Here is a 22,867-nt window from a genome sequence, read left to right as displayed (position 1 = left end):
CAAAAAAACTGACGACAAACTGCCTTGTTGTAGTTGTTTTAAATGTTTTAATTGTTTTATATGTTTTCGGACCGTTTTTCCTTCTGTGAATCATGGGGTTACAAGCCTAAATATGAGGAATTTGCACTGAAATATGAGAAATTTGCACTGAAATATGAGGAATTTGCACTGAAATATGAGGAATTTGCACTGAAATATGAGAAATTTGCAGTCAACTATGAGAAAATTGCACTGAACTATGAGAAATTTGCATCGTAATCAGGATTCGGCGGTTCTGTGAGGCGAATATTAGCTCCCTGCTGGCGGCTTTTTTCTGTTTTTGGCGGCAATGGCGGTGGTTTTTGGGGAGGCTTTTGCTTAAAGGCCGGGCTTTTTCATTATGGTAATTTTTAGGTTATTGCTGAATGCGAAATTATTTTTACATTACGGTTAAATTTATATAAATCAATTGGTTAAATTTTATTTTTGTACCTATTTAGGGTGTTTTTAGCTGGGCTAATGGTGTGGTAGGTGGGCTTAATATGAGAAATTTGCACTGCTTTTGGGGCTGAAATATGAGAAATTTGCACTGTATTTCTTGTGTGGCATAAATTATGGTGTTATATTTAAAACTTAATGTTTTTAATTTTTGTTCTGGCGGGCGTTTAATGAATTTATGCTGATAAAAAAGAAAATTCCATTACCTACTTCACTGATTGTCACTCAATCGAATCAGTTGGTTGAGGCCAGATATAATTTGCCGCTAGCTGAGCAACGTTTGATTTTGACGATGATCTCTAGGATTCAGCCTGATGATGAGGATTTCAAGCCGTATTGCATCAGTGTTGGCGAGCTTGCCGAGTTTTTGGGGGTCGATAAGGCTTCGGCCTATAGGGAATGTAAAAAAACCACTGAAAATTTATTGAAGCGGGTTGTCAATATTGATGAAACGGATGGTTTGCTGCAAATTGGTTGGGTCTCGTCAGCCAAATATGTTGATGGTTCAGGAGAGGTCAACCTGAGTTTTGACCCTTTATTAAAACCTTATTTGTTAAAGCTTAAAGGCAATTTTACGTCGAGTAAATTGGAGATGTTATTGAGCTTTAAAAGCCAATACACCATCAGGATTTATACGTTATTGAAGCAATATGAAAAGTTGAAGGAAAGGGAATTTGACTTAGAATTTTTGCGGGAGGTTTTGGGGCTTAGGCCTGACCAATATCAGTTGTATGCCGATTTTAAGCGCTTTATTTTGGTGGCTGTGCAAAAAGAATTGACGCAAAAATCTGACCTTTATTTCAATTTTGAAGAAATTAAGGGTGGCCGCCGTGTGACAGCGATCCGCTTGCTCATTTTGACGCATGAGGCCGTGATTATGAACCCGGCGGATAAGGATAACGGGGAGGGGGCTTTGCCGCCGCTTGATGGCTTACTTAGCTTAATTCCTGAACAGCACCGTTCAAAGAAGACAGTGCTGTCTTCCGTGGCGGCATACGAAAAAAAGCAAGGCTATGATTACGTTAAAAGAAATATATTGTACAGTAACGGTAAGGCGGATAAGTCTTATGCGGGTTTTTTAGTCAATGCCCTGAAAGAAGACTGGGGGCATGATTGGGAATTGGAGCAACAGGCAGCCCCGGCGGTTAAGAAAAAAATGACCGTTTGGGAGCGTCAAGGTTTTAAGAGCGAAAAAGACTATGATGCATTTATGTACCGTAAGCAGATGGAGAGCTACCAAACGGCCAGAAAATGATTTTATCGGCAATGGGTGATTTGTCCGGTGTGGGTGTGGCGTTGGATTTAAGGCTTATAAAAGCACGTTTAAGGTCATTTATGTAAAAACCTATATTGGGCATGCCTTTAAGTGTAACGAGTCACCTGGCGTTAATTTATGGGCTTTTTGTCTGTTGCCCTTTTAATAAATTCAGGGTAGGGTGCAGCGGCGTAAATGTCAAAAAACTGCTATCTCCCTAAAGCCTTCACGGTGTATTCAGGTCTTATTGGCGGCATGGAACGCCTTTTTCTCCGATATTTTAGTGCCGCTAAAACCCAGATAAATATTATGGGCTATGCCGCAACGCGGCGGCTATTTCTTGGCCTAACTGGCTGAGGCATTGGCTTTGGGCGGCGACCATGCTGTTGTAATCGGAGGTTGAGGCGGCGGCTTGGTACTCCGAGCGTTTGTCTATGACCGTCTGGCCTTTATGTTTGATGGCCCATTGGGCGATCAGGCGGCTTTGCCCATTGGCGCCGACATGGAATTCCACTATGTCGATGCTGATTTGGTAATCCACAGCCTGCTGTTGCGGCCAAGGATAGCGGACAAGATGGTCGCTGCCCAACTGGGCGGGCAGGGCTTTGAACAGGGCGAGGGCAATGTTTTGGTCCAGCCGTTCTGCCCAACGGTGGTGTTCGGCCAGCTTAAACTGGTGTTCGCTAAGGCCAACCATCATTTGCGGGCGGTTCAGATAGTCGGGTATGTGTATCGGCCCCAAGCCGATCATGCCTTCGGGAATAGGGGCGGGCGGCGGCGGCTTAAGGCCTACATCCGCTGTGAGCCGGTAAAATTCGATGGGCTTGCTGTCATGGTGCATACACGCGCTCAATAACAGCGCCGACACCATCAGTACGGGTAGGGCGTTCATGGTCTTTTACTCCTTTCCATACACTATCGAATCGGGATGGCGTTGCAGGTAATCGGTCAGTTCTTTGGTGGATTGCGCCGCTTCCCGCAAGGCTTCCAGCGATTGCCAGAGCGGTGCGTCGGGGGCGGCCAAGGTTGTGACCGAACTTAACGACGTTTTCGACTCGAGCAAGACACTGTTAGCCGTCCCTAAGGTTTTTTCGGTGGCGGCCAGCACGGGCTTAATGTCGTGGGTGAATTGCCGCACTAGGGTTTGGGTGTCCGTGACCGTTGTGTTCATATTGGTCAATAAGGGCGCAAGATTGCGGTTCATCGTGGCGATGAGCTTTTCGGTTTCATTTAAGGTTTTGGTCAAGGCCGCGCGGTTTTTCTTTAGTTCATCCGAGGTGGCGATGTCGCGCACCGCTTTTAAGGTCGCCGCAAGGTCCTTGACAATGGCTTCAAGCGGTAACTGGCGGATTTTTTGCAATATTTCATCGGCGGTGCTTCTGATCTGGTCTTCCGTGGTCGGCACGGCGGGCAATTCCGCCAGGCCTTTGTAGTGCAGTCCGGTCAGCTTGAGCGGGTCATTTTGATGGAAGTTAAATTCCACGGACAGTAGCCCGGTCAGCAGGCTTTGGGTTTGCAATTGGGCTTTTAGCCCGGCATCAATCAGGCGTTTGGCGTTTTGTTGGCGTTCTTGTGTGGTGGCGGCGGCTTGAAAGGGTTGCCCGCTGGCATCCAAGACCATTTCCGAGTCCAGCTCGATCACCACCGGCTTAATGATACGCGCGGCATTTTGGTCCAGCTCCAGAGAAATTTCCTTCACTGTACCTACCTGCACGCCTTGCAAGGTGACGGGCGCACCGACATTCAGGCCGTTTAAGGCGGAGTCGAAATAAATGACGTATTCGGTTTTTTTCTTGAGCAGTTGGCCGCCGCCAAACACCATAATGCCGCCGACCAGCAAGATCAACGCCCCGACCATAAATAAACCGATGCTGTAAGGGTTAACTGGCTTGCTCATTATGTCACACCGCAGGAGTTTTGGGGCTGTCTGTTGGCCGGGCGGCGGTTTCGCCACGCGTCAGAAAGCGGATGATTTTCGGGTCTTTAGACTCGGCCAGTAATTGTTGGGGCGGGCCGGTGGCGATCATGGTTTTGGTTTCGGTGTCGAGGAACACGCTGTTGGTGCCGATGGCGAAAATGCTCGCCAATTCATGCGTGACCATGATGATGGTCGTGCCCAGGTGGTCGCGCAGGTTGCGGATCAAATCGTCCAACAGTTTGGCGCTGAGCGGGTCTAGCCCTGCCGAGGGTTCATCAAAAAACAGGATTTCCGGGTCTAGCGCCATCGCCCGCGCCAAGCCCGCGCGTTTTTGCATACCGCCGCTCAGTTCGGCCGGATAAAAATCCGCAAAGCCCGCCAAGCCCACCAAAGCCAATTTGTAGTTGACCAGTTGGCGGATGCGCCCGGCAGCCAAACGGGTATGCTCGGTGAGCGGCAGGGCGACATTCTCGAACAGGGTCATGGAACTTAATAAGGCTCCGCTTTGGAATAATACGCCAGTGCGCTGCAATAGCCGCTGCCGGGTTTGGTGGTCGGCTTGCCATAAGCTGTCTTCACCATACAGCACATCGCCTTTGACGGGCTGCATTAAGCCGATAAGATTCATCAACAAGGTGCTTTTGCCACAGCCGCTACTGCCCATGATAATAAAAATATCCCCTTGATTGACGGTGAAATTAAGGTCTTGTTGAATGACATAATCAGCATAAGCCAAGGTCAGGTTTTTAATGGTCAGGCAGGGCGTGGCCATCGTCAAATGCCTAAGCGGTTGCAGATCAGGGTCATCACGGCATCGGCAATGACAATAAAGACAATGCCCGTGACCACGGCGGAGGTGGTGGCGTCGCCGACCGCCGAGGCGCTGCGTCCGCATTGCATCCCCCGCAGGCAACCGGACAGCGCGATCAACACGCCGTAAACCGCACATTTGACGATGCCCATAGAAAAGTCCTTAAGATGGATGGCTGAGGCGGTGCGCTCAATGTACTGTACTAACGAGATGTCGAAAAAGTTCACCGTCACCAAGGCGCCGCCGGCAATGCCCACCACATCGGCATAAAGGCACAGCAGCGGCATCATACAGATCAGCGCCAGTAAGCGGGGCAGCACCAAAAACGGCAAAGGCTCAAAGCCCATGGTTTTCAGCGCGTCAATCTCGCTATTGGCCTGCATAGTGCCTAATTGTGCGGCGAAGCTTGCCCCGGTGCGGCCTGTCATGATGACCGCCGCCATCAGGCCGCCCATATCCCGCGACATGCCCAAACCCACCATATCGGCGATATAAATTTCCGCGCCGAATAAAGCCAGTTGCACCGCGCCGACAAACGCCAAAATCAGCCCGACCAACAGGCTAATCAAGGTGATGATAGGCAACGCCGAAGGGCCGCAGTCTTGGATTTGCCGCCAAAAATCAACGGGGCGCAGGCGGGCTTTACCGCGCAGCAAAGCCACCAGGCTAAGAGCCAACTCACCGATAAAGCCGATGAAGGCTTGGCCGTCCTGATATAACTCTAAACCCGCCGTACCTAATACGGCCAGCCATTGGGTCGGGGCGGCGCTGCGCTGCCTCCCGACCGGTTCAGGAACGGCATAAACCAAGCTTAGCAGACCCTGTATCCCTTCGGGTAAGGTGCGGGTGTCCACATCAATGCCGCGCTTTTTGCCCTCATCAATCAGGCGGATCAGCTCGGTCATCAGCAGGCTATCCCATTTGCCTAAGCCCTGCATGGCAAACACCAGGCGCTTAACGCCCTTATTGTCCAATTGCGCCAAAACCGCGGTGAGGGGCGGTATATCCGCCGCCAACACCCAGGCTCCTGAGAAGGCCGCTTCTAAGGTGCTTTCCGTTTGCTTTAAGTTGATGGAACAGGGGGTTAGGGTGGCCGTCATGTTATGGGGTGTGCTTGCCTGCTGCTTTGCCATGAACGCCTAGGCATCTTCTTGCATCAGTTGCTGGCGTATCGCCAGCAACTCCTGCTGACGGGCGGCATCGGCTTTAGGATAGCGCATATCCAATCCTTTAAGGGTATCGACAATAATCTGGGCGATAATCAGGCGGGTATTTTTTTTGTCATCGGCAGGCACGATATACCACGGGGCGTTTTTGGTGCTGGTCGCGCTTAGGCAAGCTTCATAAGCCTGCATATATTGTTTCCAATAATAGCGTTCTTTCGTGTCGGCGATGCTGAACTTCCAGACTTTCTCCGGCGTGTCGATACGCTCAAGAAAGCGTTTGCGCTGCTCTTCTTTCGAAAGGTGCAGGAAAAACTTGATAATCCGGGTACCGTTGCGGTGCAGATGCTTTTCGAAATCGACGATGGATTTATAGCGCTCCTGCCAGATATTTTTTTCATCCAGCAATTCGTCAGGTAAGCCTTGGCTGTGCAAGATTTCCGGATGCACCCGCGCAATCAGCACTTCCTCGTAATAGGAACGGTTAAATATGCCGATCCTACCGCGTTCCGGCAAACATTGGGTGGTACGCCAGAGAAAATCATGATCCAGTTCCGCCGCACTGGGGTGTTTAAAACTGAACACTTGGCAGCCTTGCGGGTTAACCCCCGACATCACATGCCGGATAGAACTGTCCTTGCCCGCCGCATCCATCGCCTGGAAAATCACCAACACCGCATAGCGGTTAGCGGCATATTGCAACTGTTGCAAGGCATTCAGTTCCGCCACTTGTTCGTCAAGCCATTGGTGGTAAGCCTTTTTTGATGCATAAACCGGGTCCGTCTGCGTCGGCCAGTGTTTGAGGTTGACGTTATCGCCTTCGGATACGCGGAAATCTTTCGTATTGATGCCCATTTTCTTATCCTTGCCTGCTGAGCAAATCATCCGGCCGACCTGCCGTTTAGGCCAGTGTGCGGCTGTGGACGGGATGCCCTTGGTGATTAAAAGCCCTATCGTATCCTAAGAACCGTGCGCGTAACCAGCCTATTTTTTGTCGGTCGCTTTGGGCATGGGATCCTGTGCCATTGCATCTTTGCCCATTTGGACGTGTTGCATCAGCATGTCTTCCATTTTCGCTTTACGCGCATCCATCGCGATGCGCTGCTCAATCATGCGCGTGACCAAAGCCGCCAGCAGGCCGACTTTTTTCGCATCCGGCGCAGTGTTCATTTTGGCAAGCAGTTCGGTGAGCTCGGTGTCTTGGACTTTTATATCGTCAAGCAGCTTTTGTTTCTGCGCCTGCATAGCTTGGCAATGCTCCATCATTTTAGGTTCTGGGGCAGCGTTTGACCCAGTAACGGCGACCGTTTCGGCTTGGGCGGTCGAGAAAATAATGATGGCTAGCGCTAAAGCAAAGCACGAACCGACGATGAGGTGGGTGGTGGTGGTGGCAGATGTTTTCATAAGTTTTTCCAATGACAAAAAAAGGACGGGGATCCGGTCAATGCCAAGCTTGGCAAGATACGGTTTCGTTGTATAAGTCTGCACCGAGCTTAGCGAAAAACCTCCGGCGGTGTCGGTACGCTGGCGTACATAAATACCGTTTTTGACCGCCATAAGGCTGGTGTAAGCCAACCTAATCTAAGTTATTGGACGGGAGGAAGAAAAAACGCGCTCTGTGTGTTGCCGTACCGAACAGGGCCAGGTTTAGCTGTAATGTGTGTAACCAAGCGGTGGGGAAACTATCCGGCGCTTAGGCTTATGGCAATGTCGCCATGACAGGACTAATTATCGGGAGCTAGTGATGAATAAAGAACAAGTGAAAGGCCGGGTCGAAGAAACCAAAGGCAAAGTCAAGGAAGCGGTTGGCGTGGTACTGGACAATGAGTCGATGGAAGAGGAAGGCAAGCTGCAAAAAAATATCGGTAAAGTTAAGTCCGGTCTCGGTGACCTGAAAGAAGACCTTAAAAACAGCATCTGATCCGGCATAGTGCCGCCATTTTTAGATATGACCGCAAGCCAATCGTTTTATACAGGAAATAATAATGAAAAATAACACCATGAAAATAGCCGCCTTATGCTTAGGCATTAGCCTGGCAGGCGCTCCATTTGCCACTTATGCTGCCGAAAGCCATATCGCGGAAGCGATTAAGCACGCAGAAGCGGCGGCTAAAGCCACCGATGGCAAAACCATCACCGAACATGCGGAAACCGCCAAGACCCATGCCAGTGCCGCCAGCGAGCATTTGACTGCGGGTATTAAAAGCCTGAACGATGCGGTTGACCACGGCAAAATGGGTCACGCCGAGTTGGCGAAAAAATCTGCCGAAGAAGCCGTCAGCCATTTAAAAGACGCGCAATAATACGCTATAGCCAATACGGCGGGCATAGTATAGCCCGCCGTTTTACGCGTTTAGCTAAGTATTTAAAGTTTTCCCTTACCTAAATATTTTCCCTATGTACGTTGCCGCACCGACGCTGTTCAGGTTTGTTGGTACTCTTTAGTCAAGGCAATAGGAAATGTTTGCACGGTTCGGATGACAAACACCCATGGAGATCGTTATGGACAAAAAACCAACACACGGCCAAAGCGAACCTGCCAAAGGCCGAGGTAAACAAGCCGTAGGCAAGATACCTGACTGCAAAGCCATAGAAGCCGACGGCAATGTCCAAAAAACGCCCGGTAAACTACCGGCTGACACCGGCAACCTAAAAGAAACCCTTAAAAAAGGTTGCTGTTAAAGTGCCGTTTGCCCAGACAGGTAATTAAATCCGTTAGACCGATTCTTACACAATAACGGTATTGCCCGAAAAATAGTGTCATTTAGGGATAAATGGGAAGTTGGCCGCTGGGTAGATAAAGCGTGTTTTCGCTTTTGGCAATAACTTCATTTATTTATCTGTGGTTTTTATCGCCGCCAACGGGCGGCCTGTTACGGAGCAGCACACATGCTTGAAAGCATAGCACTCATATTAATCATCCTTTGGATATTGGGTTTAGTCTCCGCCTACACATTGGGCGGGTTTATCCATGTTCTTCTGGTTATCGCCATCATCGTCATCTTGGTGCGGGTCATTCAAGGACGGGGACTTTAGCAAGAGGCGGGAAGTATTATCCTAACAGTAGGGCAAAGGGTCTTGCTTGCTGTCGGTTACTTCCGGCCACTTATTCTGACAGCCGCATTCATATTTTTAGGAGCAGGATCGTGGGCACAATCAAGATAATGGCAATCGTATTGATCGCAGCGGGTCTGCTGGGTCTGGTATATAACCAATTTAGCTACACCAAGGACACTCAAGAAGCCAAGATAGGCCCGTTAGAGCTGACAGTTAAAGACACCCAAACCATCGATATTCCGATTTGGGCAGGGGTGGCGGCAATGGTCGCCGGCTGTGGGCTGTTAGTTTTTGCCAGCAAAAATAACTGACAGCTTGTCCACGGTTAACGCAGATTCGATAAGGTACTTCCTAAATTTAGGGATACGCGAAAAAAACAGTGGCTATAGGCCACTGACATTAACAGCCAGTCAGCCTATTTTACTGACGGCTTCCGGTACGCCATATCGGCAAACCGGCATTTATTTACACTTTTTGGAGTATTATCATGACAAAAAAACTGTTAGCTTGGGCATTAGTATTGGGTTTTATGGCGACATTGACCGCGTGCAACACGATTGAAGGCATGGGCAAAGACGTAGAAAGCGGCGGCAACCATGTTGAAGGTGCTGCCAAAGACGTGAAAAAAGGTATGTGATAGGGCGGTTGCCATGCTTGCGGTAACGTCTTGTTACCGCAGGCCAGTTGCTACTGGTTGGGCTTGCCGCCTTAACCATTAACAAAATCTGCCTCCAAGCGTGATAAGCCCTTTGAAATAAAGGCCAGCCATACGCGATAGCGGATTGCTGAAACTATTGATGATTAAAAAATTCTTCAGTTCTGCTTTGTCAGTGTAAATGAGCAATCATACATCAAGGGCGATAACTTTCTCATCCTCTTCCTCGGTTTCTTGTGGCTGTTGCCGCAAATAGTTCAGCACTGCTTACATATAGGCTGTTCAACAGTATTGCTTACCGACCCTACGCCCCCCCAATTGATTTTCCTGCCCTTTGCGGTAGCGGAAATTGTCAGCGTCATTGTCGCCTCAGCGGTTAACGTTTAAGCGGCTTTTTTTGTCTTGGATAGATTCCTCTTAGTTACTGATGTTACTCAGACATATTCTGCGGTTTAAAAAAACAAATAATGAGTCGCTACCGCGACGGTTTTTTTAATCGGGTTGGGTACACTTGCCGACGCTCGGCATCCCTCCCGCGCCCCTGCGGGTATTCGGGCTGATCCCGACAAAACCTGCTGTGCTCGGCGCGGCAAACAGGTTACTGCGTAACGTCAGTTATTACTCGATCATCAAGTTTTTCATAAAGTCACCTCTAAATAGTGGGGAAGATTAGCGGAGAGCTAAGGCTTGTTAAGGTGGGCAACTCCCTCCCCTGATGGGGAGGGATGGGGTCACTGCCATTAAGTTAAGGGTTTTTGTGGCTATATGGACGATAATAAACGAATTTTTTAGATTATTAACATGGTTAAAAAAAGCGGGCAGTTGAGCGGAGCCGGGATCTGATCGATGCGGACAGCTTGCGGCTTCCGGGATGGTCAGGCCCTGTTCTTTCATCACTGAAAGCAGTTTTTTTCTGAATGCCGCTGGATAAGCCATTCGTTTTCCATTCAAGATGATCGTTTTTACAATAGCCTATTATCATATCAAATTATATTGGCTTGGCTATATTTGTTCGATGTCCACCAGTGGCTGCATGGCGATTTGCCCAATTCTCCGCCACCTTCATCCCGAAAAAAAATCCGTAACCAACATTGGGAGCATCTCAATTCCATGCGGGTGCTGTTGATGCCTGATAAATGGGAATATCCTTGGTTTGCCGCTTGGGATTTGGCGATAGCTTCGGTACCGATGGCTTTGGTTGATCCGGCTTTTGCCAAAAACCAATTGTGGCTGATGTTATTTGAGCAATTTCAGCATCCTAACGGGCAATTGCCCGCTTATGAATGGGATTTTTCCGATTTGAACCCGCCTGTCCATGCTTGGGCGGTATGGCGGGTCTACAATATGGAAAAACGCCTGCATAACAAAACCGACCGCAATTTTTTGGAGACCTGTTTCCATAAGTTGCTGATTAATTTTACTTGGTGGACAAACAAAGTCGATAATCACGGCAACAATGTGTTTGAGGGCGGTTTTTTAGGCTTGGACAATATTGCTGTGGTTGACCGCAGCCAAGCCTTGCCGCAAGGCGAGGTGCTGGAACAGTCAGATGCGACGGGCTGGATGGCGATGTTTTGCTTGAATATGATGCGGATGGCTTTGGAACTGGCGGGGGAAAATAAGGCTTACGAAGGCTTGGCGACCAAGTTTTTGCAGCACTATGTCTACATCGGGGCCGCCATGAAACAGATGGGCGGGCGCGATTACCAACTTTGGGACGAGACGGACGGCTTTTTTTACGATGTGCTCAGGCATCCTGATGACAGTTTTGACAAATTTCGGGTGCGTTCACTGGTCGGGCTAATTCCGCTGTTTGCCGTGGAACGGTTGGAAGAGGGTTGGCTGAAGCCATTCCCTAGCTTTAGCGCGAACTTGAATTGGTTCCTAGCAAACCGCAACCACTTTACCCAATTCAGCTGCCATTACCTGAACCAGGGCCAGCAAAGCACTTATTTATTGAGCGTGCCTAACCAGCAGCAAATTAAGCGGCTGTTGGTGCGTGTTTTCGACCAGGATGAGTTCCTCTCGCAGTTTGGTATGCGTAGCCTGTCCAAGGTACATGCGGGCCAGCCTTTTAAATACGGAGCCAGTGAAGTGCGGTATGAGCCCGCCGAAGCCGAATCTAAGCTTAAAGGCGGCAATTCCAACTGGCGCGGCCCGGTCTGGTTTCCGGCGGGTTTCCTAATGATCGAGGCGTTACGCAAGCTTGATAGGGCCTTGGGGCCGACCTTTGTGTTGGATGTGGTCTTGGATGACAACCCGTATCCGGTCGCCATGACCTTGGGGGCGTTGGCGAGAGAACTGGCCAACCGCATGATCCGGCTGTTTGTTCCCGATGCCCAAGGCCATCGGCCTATTTACGGTGCTGATCCGTGCTTCCGGCAAGACCCGTATTGGCGCGACCATATCTTATTCCACGAATACTTCCATGCCGAGACAGGTAAGGGCTTAGGGGCTTCCCACCAAACCTGGACGGCCTTGGTTGCGGCGTTGATTGATGAATGGCGGCGTTAAGGCCACACCTATTCCTAGATCCCCTTTGTGGCGGCACTTGCCGAAGTGCGGAGATTAAGCCCACCGCCAAGCCCGCCCTTAGAAAAAGTTCTTGGGTGAGAAGTGTCTGGCTTGTGGGGTTTGTTCGCATTTCTCCAAGGTGTTCTGGATGTGTTGGCCGGCATGGGCAGCGCCTAAGGCTTCGCATAAAGCCGTGCACATCAGTTGGGCAATTTCGGCGAAGTTTTGCTCGGTTAAGCCAATTGCCCATAGAAAACTGTTGGTATTGTTTAGCCATTGGGCGATTTGCTCTTCGGTTTCGCGGCTGGTGGTGGTTTTATTGATGGACAATTCCCACAGCGCGTCAAAAAAATCCATTGGGTCTGGCAGATTGGCTAATAACTGGCTGGCAAAATACTCGAACATCCACGCCTGTGCAGAAATGTCATTAGGCAGGGCAGAGCTGTCCGGTTCTGCGCTTGGGGCAGGGCTAGTTATGGCGTTGTCTTCCGGTATGTTTTCCGCTGGGGCAACCGCCGTCCCAGCACTGGATTGCTGAAGCGATAACAGAGGGTCTGGCAGCGTATTGTTCTCAGCCATCAGCTCATGAAATTGGCCATAGAGGCTTTTGCGCACTGTGGTGTCGAGATTAAATTCCGTACAAATATGCGTAATGTAGGCAATTAAGCTACTGACACTGTCATTTTGAAAGTTTTGTTCCAAAATTTGGATGGTTTTAATCAACTGTGCTTCATTCAAATGTGGTGTGAAGCATTGCCAAGTGACTTGCCTCCGGCGTTTTTTCATATCAATCATACTTAACCCTCTATTATGCGCCGATGGAATCCCGCTATGTCGGGTTTGCGATAGGCGGCCGCATTGTTTTCTGTGTAATCTAAGCGGTGAGTAAGGCACAGGCCGTAATGCCGCATGTTTTGCTAAGGGCTTAATCCGCCCTTATCAGGATGCTATAAGGAGATCGTGTAACCCCCTATTAATTATAGTAAAAAATACCGGAAAGACGAGGCCGTATCGCATAAATAAAGTGTTCGGCCAGCGTTTCACAAAAGGCTGTTTCGGCGATGCAAGGCAAAATTACTGCGCTTACCGTCAGTTGTGTAATTTTACCGCAATTAGCATTACGAAGCTGAAGAATGTGCAAGCCGCCAGTGTGGTAGTGGGTCAGGTTTGGGAAAGCTGTAGCCGTTGAATTGCTTCATGCCCTGCTGAAAAAACGGTTCGGTGAAAGGCAGGGCAGTTTTGCCGTTGTATAGGGAGGGAGTGTCTGGTGGCATGGGGAGAAAAATCGAATATGCCAGCCCGCTGGTGACGATAGGTATGCCCGCTAAGTGATTGTTTCCGTCTTAACTTCATGGCATTTCTGTACGATAAGGGCTGGCTAGGGCAGGTTGGCGTTAAAAAACGTTTGCCGCCATGCAAAACATGATTTTTTTTCTTAGCAATGCTAGAATGAATCACAACTTATGATTAACCCGATGGTGACGGATGCCGACAGACGCTCAAAACACGCCTCATAACGCGCCTGCACTTGAATTTAAGAGCAGCACTTTTTCTGTACCTGTTTTAGTTTTATCAAGCGATGATTTTGTTATAATTGAGCAGCAGTTACAAAAAAAAACCCAACTCGCGCCGGATTTTTTTAAAAATTCCCCTGTGGTGTTTGATGTCCAGTGGTTGAACAAGCAGAATCTCGCCCTTGATATAAAAACCTTGGCCGCCATTATCCGTAAGGCGGGGCTGTTGCCGATAGGTATACGCGGGGGTAACGATGCGCAAAACAAACACGCTTTAGAGTTAGGCATCCCGGTCTACTCTGTCCATAACAGTTTGGCTACCGAACCTAAAAAAGCGGAGGCTGCACCGCAAAAAACGGCGGAAAGCCCAGTTGTACCGGCCACTAAGGTCGAGACCACGTTAATCACCCATCCTGTGCGCTCCGGCCAGCGGCTTTATGCCGAAGGCGATTTGATTATCCTTGCCCAAGTCAGTGCGGGTGCAGAGATTCTCGCCGAAGGCAATATCCATGTTTATGGTTCTTTACGCGGCCGGGCTTTGGCGGGTGTCCAAGGCAATACCGGCGCACGCATTTTTTGCTCGCAGTTAGCGGCGGAACTGATCTCCATTGCCGGCATTTATAAAATCAGCGAAGACATGCGTGATGTGGTGCGCGATAAGCCTGTGCAGATTTACTTACAAGAACACGCTTTAATCATTAAAGAGATTACTTAAAAACCTACTTAGAGGAACACTTGTGGCAAGAATTATCGTTGTAACATCGGGTAAAGGCGGTGTTGGCAAAACCACAACCAGTGCTGCCATCGCTATGGGGCTGGCAAAACGGGGTCACAAAACAGCGGTCATTGATTTTGATGTGGGCTTGCGTAATCTGGACTTGATTATGGGTTGCGAACGCCGCGTGGTTTATGACTTTATCAACGTCATTAACGGCGAGGCTTCGCTTAACCAAGCCCTGATCCGTGACAAGCATTGCGATCAGTTGTATATTTTGCCTGCTTCCCAAACCCGCGACAAAGACGCGTTGACCCAAGAAGGCGTAGGCAAGGTGTTGGAGGAATTGTCCAAGGACTTCCAGTATGTGGTTTGCGATTCGCCGGCCGGTATCGAAAGAGGCGCTCATCTTGCTATGTATTTTGCGGATGATGCGTTTGTGGTGACGAACCCTGAAGTGTCGTCGGTGCGTGACTCGGATCGTATGTTAGGTTTATTGTCCAGTAAATCGCGTCGGGCGGAACGTAATGAAGAGCCGATTAAGGAATACTTATTGTTGTCGCGTTATGCGCCGGATCGGGTAAAATTGGGCGATATGCTGAGTGTCGACGATGTCCAGGACATTTTGTCCTTACATTTGCTTGGTGTCATCCCCGAATCGAAATCGGTGCTGACGGCCTCAAACTCCGGCGTACCGGTTATCCTTGACGACAAGAGTGACGCAGGGCAGGCTTATGCCGATATTGTGGCCCGTTATTTGGGAGAAGATAAACCCCATCGTTTTATTGATGAGAAAAAAGGCCTCTTAGCGAAGCTTTTTGGAGGCAAATGATGAGTTTACTTGACTATTTTAGAATCACTAAAACCAGTTCGGCATCGCTGGCTAAAGAACGCTTGCAAATTCTTGTGGCTCATGAGCGTTCTTCGCGCCATCAGCCCTCTTATCTTCCTCAGTTACAAAAGGAATTGCTGGAAGTGATCAAAAAATATGTCAATGTCGATCAGGAAGCTATTTCTTTTAATTTCGAGCAAGATGAAGATCAGGAAACGCTGGAATTGAATATTGTGCTGCCGGATCATCCGACAAAAAATGTTTAACCTCTCTAACTACCCTAAAGGTGATTGCTATGATTGATGTAATTGGTGAAGCGGCAGGTGCGGTATGGCAATATCTCAATGATAACGGGCCGACCAGTGTGTCAAAAATCAGCACAGAAACGGGCATCAATAAAAATGATATCCAACGTGCGATTGGCTGGCTGTCGAAAGAAGATAAGCTGGTTTTTGAAATGAAAGGCCGGACTGAAACTTTGGCGTTGAAATAATCGGCAAGCTATTGCCTTAAGCCCAAGATGGGTGCGCTTTGCACCTTTCTTGGGCTTTTTTGTATCTGGATGATTGGCTAGGCTAGGCTAGGCTGGGTCTGTGGCTTCCTGAGTGGCCTTTTAGGCCCGGTTCAGCAATTCCCTGTGCCTGACGATAACATTGGAATAGGTGTTGTTAAACAAACTGATTAGGCTGTCGACCAGATACACCGAGCGGTGCTGGCCGCCTGTGCAGCCGATGGCTACCGTCAGGTAAGTGCGGCCTTCGGCCTCAAAACGCGGAATCCAGCGTGCCAGAAAGTCGGTGATGTCTTGGGCCAACTCGCTGGCTAAAGGCTGTTCTTGTAAAAAGCGGATGACTTCCTGGTCTTTGCCGGTCAGGCCGCGCAGTTCAGGAATCCAATAAGGGTTAGGCAAGGCGCGGGCATCAAAGACAAAATCGGCATCTAGGGGCACACCGTGTTTAAAGCCGAAGGATTGGAACTGTAGGGAGATATGCTTGATATTCCGTTCGCCGATTTGGTCTTTAATCAGTTCGCGTAATTGGTGGTAATGGGTGCGGCTGGTGTCGATAATGACACTGGCGTGGCGGGCAATAGGGGTAAGCATGTCCCGCTCGATTTTCAGCGCTTCTTTTAAGGGGACGTTAACATTGGTCAGGGGGTGTTTGCGGCGGGTTTCGCTGTAGCGCTTGAGCAGGGTGGCTTCTTCCGCCTGCATAAAAATGACTTCACAATCGATGCCTTTGCTGTGGATTAGCCCCATGCTGTCGGAAAAGTTCGCCAAGCTCTCGGTTTGGTTCCTGGCATCAATGCCGATGGCGGTTTTGGCGTAGGTCTGGGTGTCAACCAGCATGACGTGGTTGATGAAATCTGCCAGTAAAGTGACTGGCAGATTGTCTATGCAGTAATAGCCACAATCTTCAAGGGTATCTAAGGCAATACTTTTGCCGGAACCGGATAGGCCGCTAACAATGAGTAGTTTCATAAAATCAGGTGCAAGATGCTGTGAATGTAAGGAAGTTGTCCGCCACCATCTTGCACCGAAAGCTTACCGATGGTTATTGGTTTTTTCTTTGTGTTTGGTGATTTGGCGGTCGAGTTTGTCGACCATATTATCAATTGCCGAATACATGTCGTCCTGATGGTCTTCAGCAAATAACTTGGCCCCGCTCAATTGCAGAGTGGCTTCGGCTTTTTGCACCAGCTTTTCTACACTTAAAATAACATGCACATCAGTGACGTTGTCAAAATGACGCGCCAATTTGGCAAATTTTGCGTCAATATTGGCTCTTAGCGCTTCTGTTATTTCAAGATGATGACCTGTTATTATAACTTGCATGGTAAAACTCCTTTATGAATTGATGGTTTTAAGCCTGAGGGCGGATTTTTTCTTTAATATGGTGGAGTTATAGAATCCGTTTTCTCTGGCTTGATGATGCGATAAACATCGCTTCACGATACTTGGCAATTGTCCTTCTTGCGACATGGATGCCTTTTTCGTTTAAAAAATCGGCAATTTTACTATCACTTAGCGGTTTGGCTGGATCTTCATTGCTGATTAATTCTTTAATAATCGCCCGGATGGCGGTGGATGAGCATTCGCCGCCACCGTCGGTCGAAACGTGGCTGGAAAAAAAGTGTTTAAATTCAAAAATGCCGTTCGGGGTGTGCATGTATTTTTGCGTGGTCACCCGTGAGATGGTCGATTCGTGCAATTCCAGTTCTTCGGCAATGTCACGCAGCACCATCGGGCGCATGGCGACCGAGCCATGTTCTAAGAAAGCGGTCTGTTTTTCGATGATCGAACGGGCGACGCGCAATAGGGTGTCATTACGGCTGTGCAGGCTTTTGATAAACCATCTGGCTTCTTGCAGATGGTCTTTCATACAGGCATTGTCTTTGCTGTTGTCGGCGCGTTTGATCATCGCCGAATAGAACGGGTTAATCCGTAGCTTCGGGGCGATTTCAGGGTTGAGGTTGACCTGCCAGACCCCGTTTTGCTTGACGACATAGACATCGGGAATGACGTATTCGGAATCATGTTCTTGGATGCGTGAACCGGGTTTAGGCTCCAAAGTTCTGATTAGGGCGACCACTAAGTCCAGTTGCCGTTCCGTCAGCCCCAGTTTGCGCATGAGCTTGGTTTGCTCGTGGGTCGCCAGCAAATCCAAATACTGCGACACGATGACCAAGGCTTCGGCGCGGTAGGGGGTGGATTCGGGCAGTTGCAACAGTTGCAGGCGTAGGCAGTCGCTTAAGTCCAGCGCGGCCACGCCGGCCGGGTCGAAGTTTTGGATGCGGTGCAGGACGGCGGTGACTTCTTCGACATCGAGGTCGTCTAATTGCGATTGCAGGCCTTGGAAAATTTCTTCGGGGTTGCTGGTCAGGTAGCCGTCTTCGTTGATGGAGTCAATGATGGCGATGGCGATGGCATGGTCGCGCTCGGAAAAGCGGGTCAGTTCCATTTGCCATAACAGATGGTCGAGCAGGGTCGCGCTGTTGCTGCGTTGGGTCTCAAACTCCACCTGTTCGTTGTTGTGGCTGCCAGACTCCATCACCGTGTCGTAAATGTCTTCCCATGAGGAATCTACCGGCAACTCGTCAGGAATGTCGGTTTGCGACCCTTCGCTGGTTTGGGTGTCGGATTGCTCGGTTTTTTTCTCAGTCGGCAACTCACTGGCCGCACCGGTGTTATTGTTGTCGTCGTCGCTGATCTCCAGCATCATGTTGGATTCAAGCGCTTGCTGGATTTCCTGCTGCAAATCCAAGGTTGACATCTGCAACAACTTAATCGCCTGCTGCAATTGCGGCGTCATAGTCAGTTGCAGGCCTTGCCTGAGATGTAAGGATTGTTTCATTGCTGTTTAATACTGTGGCTTAAAGACTAAAATTTTGACCCAAATAAACCTTGCGCACTTCTTCATTGGCAACAATAGCCGCCGCGCCCCCTTCGGCGATGACCCGCCCCTCGTTGAGGATATACGCCCGATCACAAATGCCTAACGTTTCCCGCACATTATGCTCGGTAATCAGAACGCCAATGCCGCGTTCTTTCAAATGGACAATGATTTTTTTTATATCATCCACCGAAATAGGGTCAACACCCGCAAAAGGCTCATCCAATAAGATGAATTGTGGCTGGGTCGCCAAGGCGCGGGCAATCTCCACCCGCCGCCGCTCGCCGCCGGACAAGCTCAAGGCTTGTTGGTCGCGTAAATGCAGGATGTTAAATTCCTGCAATAAATCATCAATCACCAGTTCTGTTTGGCTGGCGCTTAAATCGCCACGGATCTGTAAAACGGCGCGTAAATTATCGGCGACGCTTAGTTTACGGAATACCGATGGCTCCTGAGGCAAATAGCCGACACCTAAACGCGCCCGACGGTGCATAGGGTAATCGGTAATGGCTTTATCGCCTAGGCGGATGGTTCCGGCATCGGCTTTAATCAGGCCGACTAGCATATAGAAACTGGTGGTTTTGCCCGCCCCATTGGGGCCTAATAAGCCCACCACTTCGCCTGTATGGATCACCAAGGACACACCATTGACGACTTGGCGTTTATGGTAGGCTTTAAACAGATTATCGGCTACTAATGTTGCCATAATTTAAGGCTTGTCTGTGGGGGGCGGGTTAGTTTCTGTTTCGGGCTTGTCCGATTCCGGCTTATCTTTAGGTTTAGGCTTTAATATAACATGGACACGTTTGGTATCGGATGATTTTTCACCTGCTTTTACCAGTGAGCTTTTAATATCGTATTCTATCAAGTTACTGGCGTAAGTGGCATTGCCATTGACGACGACCGCTTGGTTTTGTAAGACCAGCAGGTTTTTCTTCGGATAATATTCGCCAATCATGGCGTTGCCAAGAATATCTTCACCGCCGGCGGAAGGGGTTTGCTTAAATTTGGCGGGGTTGCCGGTAAACACCAGCTTGTCAATTTCGCCATTTTTTTGATAGGCGACCAATTTGTCGGAATTGACGCGGATGCTGCCTTGGACGGATATCACATTGCCTGTATAGGTGCTGGTTTTGCTGGCCTCGTCGTAAGTGGCGGTGTTGGAGTCAATGGCGATGGGCTGATCGGCATCGCTCTCCAAGGCCGCAGCAGTAGGCAGGTAGTGGCAGGCCAACAACAAGATAGCGCGGAAAAAAAAGCGTTGTTTATGGTTTGGTTTCATATTTCCCTTGCACATGGGCCAGTAATTCAATATGAATCGGCTGCTTAAAAACCAATTTCATGCCAGTCCCTGAGGTGGTATGGGGCAAGCTTTGCAACACTGCGTGGTCGGCAGTTTCTGCGTAATGAATGTCTGGCTTAACTTTAAGATTAGAAGTGATAATTTTTAAGGCCTTATTATTGCCATAAGCCTCACGGCTAATGGTCGCCCGTCCTTCCAGAATAACCTCTTTGCCATCCGCCGAGACCAATCCTGCTTCAGCTTGGATAAGCCACGGCGGCTGGTCGGGCTGTTGGAAGGTCAGCAACGGCTGTTGCAGATGGGTGGTCTTGTCGTCGCTGTAATGGCTTATATGGGCTGCTGATAAGTGGTTGTCGGGGTTGCCGTCAGCAGACATTGTCCATTTCTGGTAACCGCTACTGAAAAAGTTAGGGCTGTGGGGCGGCGACAAACGGTTGCCGGTATCTTCGACCTCGATCAGATTAGCTAATAGCCAACTGGCCAGTGCAGCAAATACCAGATAGAAATAGCCAGATTGCTCTTTCAATGTGTTCATGACGGGCGGGGCACTTTAGGTCAGATAAGTGTCAACAATGGCATCATAGTGCCCTTGCGCTTGCATGATCAGGTCGCACACTTCGCGTACCGCCCCGCACCCGCCACATCGGCTGGTGTGCCAGTGCGCCAGGTCTTTGACGGTCGCCACGGCATCGTGGACGGCCACTGCCAAGCCCACTTGCGACATAATGGGCAAATCTAATAAATCATCGCCGACATAAGCGACTTGTTCGGGCGTTAACGCCAGTTTTGCCAACAGTTCGGCAAAGGCGGCGCGTTTGTCTTCGTGTCCCTGATAGACATGGCTAATGCCCAAAGCGTTCATACGCAGGCTGACAATCGGCGAGGAACGTCCTGAAATAACCGCCACTTCCACGCCGGTGCGGCGCAACAGCTTAATGCCGTGGCCGTCTTGGGCATGAAAGCTTTTGTATTCATTACCCTGCTGGTCAAAGAACAGTTTACCGTCGGTCAAGACCCCGTCAACATCAAGAATCAGCAGCCGGATGGCTGCTGCTTTGGTAACGGCCTGTTCCATCAGACGATACCCGCTTGTATCAAATCGTGCATATTTAAGGCGCCAATGGCGCATTGCTGCGCGTCTACGACAATCAATGCGTTAATTTTTTTCTGCTCCATAATTTGCATGGCTTCGGCGGCCAAGACATCGGCGGTGATAGTCGCGCAATGCGGGGTCATCACTTCTGTGATCGACGTGCTGTTGATGTCCAGGTTTTTACCCAGCATCCGCCGCAAATCACCGTCGGTAAAAATCCCAATAACACGGTTATTGGCTTCGACGACGGCGGTCATCCCCAGTTGCTTTTCGGTCATTTCCAATAGGGCATGGCTAATTAACGCCGATTCGGGTACGGACGGCATGGCGACACCGACGTGCATAATATCTCTGACCCGCAGCAAAAGGCGTTTGCCTAAGCTACCGCCCGGATGCGCCAAGGCGAAGTCGTCACGGGTAAAGCCGCGTGCTTCCAGTAACGATACCGCCAGCGCGTCGCCCATCACTAAAGCGGCAGTGCTGCTGGAAGTGGGGGCTAAGCCTAAAGGGCAAGCTTCTTGCTTGACTGCGACATTCAAGTAGGTGGTCGCGCATTTGGCTAAAGTTGAATTGGGGTTGCCGGTAATCGCCACTAGCGGTACGCCGAGCCGTTTGATGATCGGCAGGATAGTCAGCACTTCCTCGGTTTCGCCCGAATTGGATAAAGCCACCACAACATCATCTTTCGTGATCATGCCCAAATCACCATGGCTGGCTTCGCCCGGATGGACAAAAAAAGCCGGTGTGCCGGTACTGGCAAGCGTTGCGGCGATTTTGCTGGCAATATGCCCCGATTTGCCCATACCAATCACGACTACCCGTCCTGTGCAAGCAAACAACAGTTTACAGGCCATAACAAAGTTTTCGTTGATTTGCACTTCCAAGTCGGCAATGGCTTGTGCCTCTACTTGAATAACGGCTTTGCCTAGCTCACAGAGTTTGTAATCGTTTAATTTCATTTTCTGCCTCCCAGCGTGTGCATTAATGTGATGATGACAAAAAACTCCATAAAAAAACAGTTTGATGGATAGTTGTTAAAGCCTCTGGCGGCTTTTTTTAAGCCTTATGGCGATAAGTCTGCGTCAAAATAGTGCTATTATGCCATGCTTATATTTTTCGTGCTGCATGAGAAACTAATAATCTTATTTTAGCCCCATAGCACGGGTGTAAAAACCATTGCAGAACAAGGTTTTTGCGTATTTTCCCCCAAGTGTGTTTTATAAATTGACTTCATAAAGCATAGTCAGACAAAATAACACCTTTAAAATTCCCTAGAGCAGTCTTTAAGCAATATGGCTAACAGCGATTATTCCGAAAACAGCTTGGTTTGCGTCCGGCATTTGTCATTTTTACGCGGTGATAAAAAAATCTTTGATGACATTTCTCTGGATTTCCAGCGCGGTAAGGTAACGGCCATTATGGGGCCTAGCGGCACGGGTAAAACGACCTTGCTAAAGCTGATAGGGGGGCAATTGTGTCCGGCTCAAGGGTCAATAACGGTGGCGGGCGAAAACGTTCACCAGTTGCGCCGTAAAGAGCTTTATGCATTGCGTAAGCGCATGGGTATGTTGTTCCAAAGTGGTGCGTTATTGACCGATATGACGGTTTACGATAATGTGGCTTTTCCGTTACGCGAACATACCCGCTTGCCGGAGTCGATGATCCGCACCCTGGTGCTGATGAAGCTGCAAGCGGTGGGCTTGCGCGGGGCCCGCCACTTGATGCCTAATGAACTCTCCGGGGGGATGGCGCGTCGCGTCGCCTTAGCTAGGGCAATTGCCTTAGATCCGATGATGATACTGTATGACGAGCCTTTTACTGGGCAAGACCCGATTGCTATGGGGGTTTTGGTGCATTTGATTAAAGCCTTGAATACCGCCTTAGGGCTGACCAGCATTATTGTCTCGCACGATGTGGCTGAGACCGCACAAATTGCCGATTACATTTATGTGATTTCCGAGGGCAAAGTGGTTGATCAAGGCAGTCCTGCCGAGATCCGGCAATCGTCCTCGGAATGGACGCGGCAGTTTATGGCCGGGGCTGCTGACGGACCGGTGCATTTTCATTATCCGGCGGCGGATTATGTCGAGGATTTGCTGGCAATGCGCGGGCATTAGGCCGGAAGGGCGGCGGCGTAAGTTGAGCTGTTTTTTAAGGGAAGGGTCTGG

General features: G+C 49.5%; 29 protein-coding genes. 13 read left to right on the top strand and 16 right to left on the bottom strand.

The features are described 5' to 3' along the window. Window positions 1-655 precede the first annotated feature (655 nt). A complete protein-coding gene (locus CEK71_RS13980) occupies window positions 656-1,732 on the top strand; it encodes a replication initiation protein (RefSeq protein WP_088619965.1) in 1,077 nt (358 codons plus the stop codon). 307 nt (window positions 1,733-2,039) lie between these two features. Here CEK71_RS13980 and CEK71_RS13975 read toward each other — a convergent pair whose 3' ends face one another. From CEK71_RS13975 to CEK71_RS13950, 6 genes are all read right to left on the bottom strand, one after another. Then, complete coding sequence (locus CEK71_RS13975) at window positions 2,040-2,624, bottom strand: PqiC family protein (RefSeq protein ID WP_088619964.1); 585 nt, start codon at window positions 2,622-2,624, stop codon at window positions 2,040-2,042. A gap of 6 nt (window positions 2,625-2,630) precedes the next feature. Beyond that, the gene (locus CEK71_RS13970) at window positions 2,631-3,629 is read right to left on the bottom strand and encodes an MlaD family protein (protein WP_088619963.1); all 999 of its coding nucleotides are present in this window, start codon (window positions 3,627-3,629) and stop codon (window positions 2,631-2,633) included. 4 nt (window positions 3,630-3,633) lie between these two features. Then, on the bottom strand, window positions 3,634-4,422 hold the full coding sequence (locus CEK71_RS13965) for an ABC transporter ATP-binding protein (protein ID WP_088619962.1): 789 nt from the start codon (window positions 4,420-4,422) through the stop codon (window positions 3,634-3,636). 2 nt (window positions 4,423-4,424) lie between these two features. After that, on the bottom strand, window positions 4,425-5,561 hold the full coding sequence (locus tag CEK71_RS13960) for an MlaE family ABC transporter permease (RefSeq protein ID WP_088621623.1): 1,137 nt from the start codon (window positions 5,559-5,561) through the stop codon (window positions 4,425-4,427). Between the two features lie 39 nt (window positions 5,562-5,600). Then, on the bottom strand, window positions 5,601-6,479 hold the full coding sequence (locus CEK71_RS13955) for an ADP-polyphosphate phosphotransferase (protein ID WP_088619961.1): 879 nt from the start codon (window positions 6,477-6,479) through the stop codon (window positions 5,601-5,603). Between the two features lie 129 nt (window positions 6,480-6,608). Further along, entirely contained in the window at window positions 6,609-7,028 is a 420-nt protein-coding gene (locus CEK71_RS13950) for a hypothetical protein (RefSeq protein WP_157679262.1), read from the bottom strand. Between the two features lie 340 nt (window positions 7,029-7,368). Between CEK71_RS13950 and CEK71_RS13945 the strand changes: the two genes are divergently transcribed. From CEK71_RS13945 to CEK71_RS13925, 6 genes are all read left to right on the top strand, one after another. Then, window positions 7,369-7,545 (top strand): CsbD family protein, encoded by a 177-nt coding sequence (locus CEK71_RS13945; RefSeq protein WP_088619959.1) that lies wholly within the window; start codon window positions 7,369-7,371, stop codon window positions 7,543-7,545. A 64-nt stretch (window positions 7,546-7,609) separates the two neighbouring features. Continuing rightward, the gene (gene smbP / locus CEK71_RS13940) at window positions 7,610-7,927 is read left to right on the top strand and encodes a small metal-binding protein SmbP (RefSeq protein ID WP_088619958.1); all 318 of its coding nucleotides are present in this window, start codon (window positions 7,610-7,612) and stop codon (window positions 7,925-7,927) included. A gap of 199 nt (window positions 7,928-8,126) precedes the next feature. Beyond that, window positions 8,127-8,306 (top strand): CsbD family protein, encoded by a 180-nt coding sequence (locus CEK71_RS13935; protein WP_088619957.1) that lies wholly within the window; start codon window positions 8,127-8,129, stop codon window positions 8,304-8,306. Window positions 8,307-8,513: 207 nt separating this feature from the next. Continuing rightward, window positions 8,514-8,660, top strand: a complete 147-nt coding sequence (locus CEK71_RS22680; RefSeq protein ID WP_103974740.1) for a lmo0937 family membrane protein — start codon at window positions 8,514-8,516, stop codon at window positions 8,658-8,660. Window positions 8,661-8,788: 128 nt separating this feature from the next. Continuing rightward, entirely contained in the window at window positions 8,789-8,992 is a 204-nt protein-coding gene (locus CEK71_RS13930; protein WP_232463643.1) for a hypothetical protein, read from the top strand. A gap of 176 nt (window positions 8,993-9,168) precedes the next feature. Further along, window positions 9,169-9,318 carry an entericidin A/B family lipoprotein gene (locus CEK71_RS13925; protein WP_088619955.1) on the top strand — a complete coding sequence of 50 codons (150 nt, stop codon included), beginning with the start codon at window positions 9,169-9,171 and terminating at the stop codon, window positions 9,316-9,318. 708 nt (window positions 9,319-10,026) lie between these two features. On the opposite strand, the gene CEK71_RS22675 is transcribed toward CEK71_RS13925, so the two are convergent. Next, on the bottom strand, window positions 10,027-10,272 hold the full coding sequence (locus tag CEK71_RS22675) for a hypothetical protein (RefSeq protein ID WP_157679260.1): 246 nt from the start codon (window positions 10,270-10,272) through the stop codon (window positions 10,027-10,029). Window positions 10,273-10,329: 57 nt separating this feature from the next. On the opposite strand from CEK71_RS22675, the gene CEK71_RS13920 reads away from it, so the two are divergent. After that, window positions 10,330-11,850: an MGH1-like glycoside hydrolase domain-containing protein gene (locus CEK71_RS13920; RefSeq protein ID WP_198328244.1), complete on the top strand. Its 1,521-nt coding sequence runs from the start codon at window positions 10,330-10,332 to the stop codon at window positions 11,848-11,850. Window positions 11,851-11,928: 78 nt separating this feature from the next. On the opposite strand, the gene CEK71_RS13915 is transcribed toward CEK71_RS13920, so the two are convergent. After that, a complete protein-coding gene (locus CEK71_RS13915; protein WP_088619954.1) occupies window positions 11,929-12,645 on the bottom strand; it encodes a hypothetical protein in 717 nt (238 codons plus the stop codon). Window positions 12,646-13,335: 690 nt separating this feature from the next. Here CEK71_RS13915 and minC point away from each other — a divergent pair. Genes minC through CEK71_RS13895 form a run of 4 tightly spaced genes read left to right on the top strand, consistent with a single transcriptional unit; the run spans window position 13,336 to window position 15,404 of the window. Beyond that, window positions 13,336-14,079, top strand: coding sequence for a septum site-determining protein MinC (gene minC, locus CEK71_RS13910; RefSeq protein WP_088619953.1), 744 nt, complete (start codon window positions 13,336-13,338; stop codon window positions 14,077-14,079). Window positions 14,080-14,101: 22 nt separating this feature from the next. Then, window positions 14,102-14,911 (top strand): septum site-determining protein MinD, encoded by an 810-nt coding sequence (gene minD / locus CEK71_RS13905; RefSeq protein WP_088619952.1) that lies wholly within the window; start codon window positions 14,102-14,104, stop codon window positions 14,909-14,911. Further along, entirely contained in the window at window positions 14,911-15,177 is a 267-nt protein-coding gene (minE, locus tag CEK71_RS13900; protein WP_088619951.1) for a cell division topological specificity factor MinE, read from the top strand. The genes minD and minE overlap by 1 nt, the downstream gene beginning before the upstream one ends. Before the next feature lie 29 nt (window positions 15,178-15,206). Then, a complete protein-coding gene (locus CEK71_RS13895; RefSeq protein WP_088619950.1) occupies window positions 15,207-15,404 on the top strand; it encodes a winged helix-turn-helix domain-containing protein in 198 nt (65 codons plus the stop codon). A gap of 120 nt (window positions 15,405-15,524) precedes the next feature. On the opposite strand, the gene rapZ is transcribed toward CEK71_RS13895, so the two are convergent. The 8 genes from rapZ to CEK71_RS13855 form a co-directional block, all read right to left on the bottom strand. Beyond that, a complete protein-coding gene (gene rapZ / locus CEK71_RS13890) occupies window positions 15,525-16,391 on the bottom strand; it encodes an RNase adapter RapZ (protein ID WP_088619949.1) in 867 nt (288 codons plus the stop codon). Between the two features lie 63 nt (window positions 16,392-16,454). Further along, entirely contained in the window at window positions 16,455-16,745 is a 291-nt protein-coding gene (gene hpf / locus CEK71_RS13885; RefSeq protein WP_088619948.1) for a ribosome hibernation-promoting factor, HPF/YfiA family, read from the bottom strand. Window positions 16,746-16,812: 67 nt separating this feature from the next. After that, a complete protein-coding gene (locus tag CEK71_RS13880; protein WP_088619947.1) occupies window positions 16,813-18,264 on the bottom strand; it encodes an RNA polymerase factor sigma-54 in 1,452 nt (483 codons plus the stop codon). A gap of 19 nt (window positions 18,265-18,283) precedes the next feature. Continuing rightward, entirely contained in the window at window positions 18,284-19,009 is a 726-nt protein-coding gene (lptB, locus tag CEK71_RS13875; RefSeq protein WP_088619946.1) for an LPS export ABC transporter ATP-binding protein, read from the bottom strand. A gap of 3 nt (window positions 19,010-19,012) precedes the next feature. Continuing rightward, entirely contained in the window at window positions 19,013-19,585 is a 573-nt protein-coding gene (gene lptA / locus CEK71_RS13870; protein ID WP_088619945.1) for a lipopolysaccharide transport periplasmic protein LptA, read from the bottom strand. Beyond that, the gene (lptC, locus tag CEK71_RS13865; protein ID WP_088619944.1) at window positions 19,569-20,141 is read right to left on the bottom strand and encodes an LPS export ABC transporter periplasmic protein LptC; all 573 of its coding nucleotides are present in this window, start codon (window positions 20,139-20,141) and stop codon (window positions 19,569-19,571) included. Before lptC ends, lptA begins: the two co-directional genes overlap by 17 nt. 15 nt (window positions 20,142-20,156) lie before the next feature. Continuing rightward, on the bottom strand, window positions 20,157-20,681 hold the full coding sequence (gene kdsC / locus CEK71_RS13860) for a 3-deoxy-manno-octulosonate-8-phosphatase KdsC (RefSeq protein WP_088619943.1): 525 nt from the start codon (window positions 20,679-20,681) through the stop codon (window positions 20,157-20,159). Then, a complete protein-coding gene (locus tag CEK71_RS13855; RefSeq protein ID WP_088619942.1) occupies window positions 20,681-21,658 on the bottom strand; it encodes a KpsF/GutQ family sugar-phosphate isomerase in 978 nt (325 codons plus the stop codon). Before CEK71_RS13855 ends, kdsC begins: the two co-directional genes overlap by 1 nt. A gap of 333 nt (window positions 21,659-21,991) precedes the next feature. On the opposite strand from CEK71_RS13855, the gene CEK71_RS13850 reads away from it, so the two are divergent. Then, a complete protein-coding gene (locus CEK71_RS13850; RefSeq protein WP_088619941.1) occupies window positions 21,992-22,816 on the top strand; it encodes an ABC transporter ATP-binding protein in 825 nt (274 codons plus the stop codon). Window positions 22,817-22,867: the final 51 nt, after the last annotated feature.

Source organism: Methylovulum psychrotolerans (assembly GCF_002209385.1).
GTDB lineage: Bacteria > Pseudomonadota > Gammaproteobacteria > Methylococcales > Methylomonadaceae > Methylovulum > Methylovulum psychrotolerans.
The sequence above is the reverse complement of the archived record's forward strand: the minus strand, read 5'-3'. Positions and strand labels throughout refer to the sequence as shown.

Excerpts from the sequence above, each read along its gene's own strand:
- CEK71_RS13980 (WP_088619965.1), top strand. The coding sequence starts at position 656 with ATGCTGATAAAAAAGAAAATTCCATTACCTACTTCACTGATTGTCACT.
- CEK71_RS13975 (WP_088619964.1), bottom strand. The coding sequence starts at position 2,624 with ATGAACGCCCTACCCGTACTGATGGTGTCGGCGCTGTTATTGAGCGCG.
- CEK71_RS13970 (WP_088619963.1), bottom strand. The coding sequence starts at position 3,629 with ATGAGCAAGCCAGTTAACCCTTACAGCATCGGTTTATTTATGGTCGGG.
- CEK71_RS13965 (WP_088619962.1), bottom strand. The coding sequence starts at position 4,422 with ATGGCCACGCCCTGCCTGACCATTAAAAACCTGACCTTGGCTTATGCT.
- CEK71_RS13960 (WP_088621623.1), bottom strand. The coding sequence starts at position 5,561 with ATGACGGCCACCCTAACCCCCTGTTCCATCAACTTAAAGCAAACGGAA.
- CEK71_RS13955 (WP_088619961.1), bottom strand. The coding sequence starts at position 6,479 with ATGGGCATCAATACGAAAGATTTCCGCGTATCCGAAGGCGATAACGTC.
- CEK71_RS13950 (WP_157679262.1), bottom strand. The coding sequence starts at position 7,028 with ATGAAAACATCTGCCACCACCACCACCCACCTCATCGTCGGTTCGTGC.
- CEK71_RS13945 (WP_088619959.1), top strand. The coding sequence starts at position 7,369 with ATGAATAAAGAACAAGTGAAAGGCCGGGTCGAAGAAACCAAAGGCAAA.
- smbP (WP_088619958.1), top strand. The coding sequence starts at position 7,610 with ATGAAAAATAACACCATGAAAATAGCCGCCTTATGCTTAGGCATTAGC.
- CEK71_RS13935 (WP_088619957.1), top strand. The coding sequence starts at position 8,127 with ATGGACAAAAAACCAACACACGGCCAAAGCGAACCTGCCAAAGGCCGA.
- CEK71_RS22680 (WP_103974740.1), top strand. The coding sequence starts at position 8,514 with ATGCTTGAAAGCATAGCACTCATATTAATCATCCTTTGGATATTGGGT.
- CEK71_RS13930 (WP_232463643.1), top strand. The coding sequence starts at position 8,789 with ATGGCAATCGTATTGATCGCAGCGGGTCTGCTGGGTCTGGTATATAAC.
- CEK71_RS13925 (WP_088619955.1), top strand. The coding sequence starts at position 9,169 with ATGACAAAAAAACTGTTAGCTTGGGCATTAGTATTGGGTTTTATGGCG.
- CEK71_RS22675 (WP_157679260.1), bottom strand. The coding sequence starts at position 10,272 with ATGGCTTATCCAGCGGCATTCAGAAAAAAACTGCTTTCAGTGATGAAA.
- CEK71_RS13915 (WP_088619954.1), bottom strand. The coding sequence starts at position 12,645 with ATGATTGATATGAAAAAACGCCGGAGGCAAGTCACTTGGCAATGCTTC.
- minC (WP_088619953.1), top strand. The coding sequence starts at position 13,336 with ATGCCGACAGACGCTCAAAACACGCCTCATAACGCGCCTGCACTTGAA.
- minE (WP_088619951.1), top strand. The coding sequence starts at position 14,911 with ATGAGTTTACTTGACTATTTTAGAATCACTAAAACCAGTTCGGCATCG.
- CEK71_RS13895 (WP_088619950.1), top strand. The coding sequence starts at position 15,207 with ATGATTGATGTAATTGGTGAAGCGGCAGGTGCGGTATGGCAATATCTC.
- rapZ (WP_088619949.1), bottom strand. The coding sequence starts at position 16,391 with ATGAAACTACTCATTGTTAGCGGCCTATCCGGTTCCGGCAAAAGTATT.
- hpf (WP_088619948.1), bottom strand. The coding sequence starts at position 16,745 with ATGCAAGTTATAATAACAGGTCATCATCTTGAAATAACAGAAGCGCTA.
- CEK71_RS13880 (WP_088619947.1), bottom strand. The coding sequence starts at position 18,264 with ATGAAACAATCCTTACATCTCAGGCAAGGCCTGCAACTGACTATGACG.
- lptB (WP_088619946.1), bottom strand. The coding sequence starts at position 19,009 with ATGGCAACATTAGTAGCCGATAATCTGTTTAAAGCCTACCATAAACGC.
- lptA (WP_088619945.1), bottom strand. The coding sequence starts at position 19,585 with ATGAAACCAAACCATAAACAACGCTTTTTTTTCCGCGCTATCTTGTTG.
- lptC (WP_088619944.1), bottom strand. The coding sequence starts at position 20,141 with ATGAACACATTGAAAGAGCAATCTGGCTATTTCTATCTGGTATTTGCT.
- kdsC (WP_088619943.1), bottom strand. The coding sequence starts at position 20,681 with ATGGAACAGGCCGTTACCAAAGCAGCAGCCATCCGGCTGCTGATTCTT.
- CEK71_RS13855 (WP_088619942.1), bottom strand. The coding sequence starts at position 21,658 with ATGAAATTAAACGATTACAAACTCTGTGAGCTAGGCAAAGCCGTTATT.
- CEK71_RS13850 (WP_088619941.1), top strand. The coding sequence starts at position 21,992 with ATGGCTAACAGCGATTATTCCGAAAACAGCTTGGTTTGCGTCCGGCAT.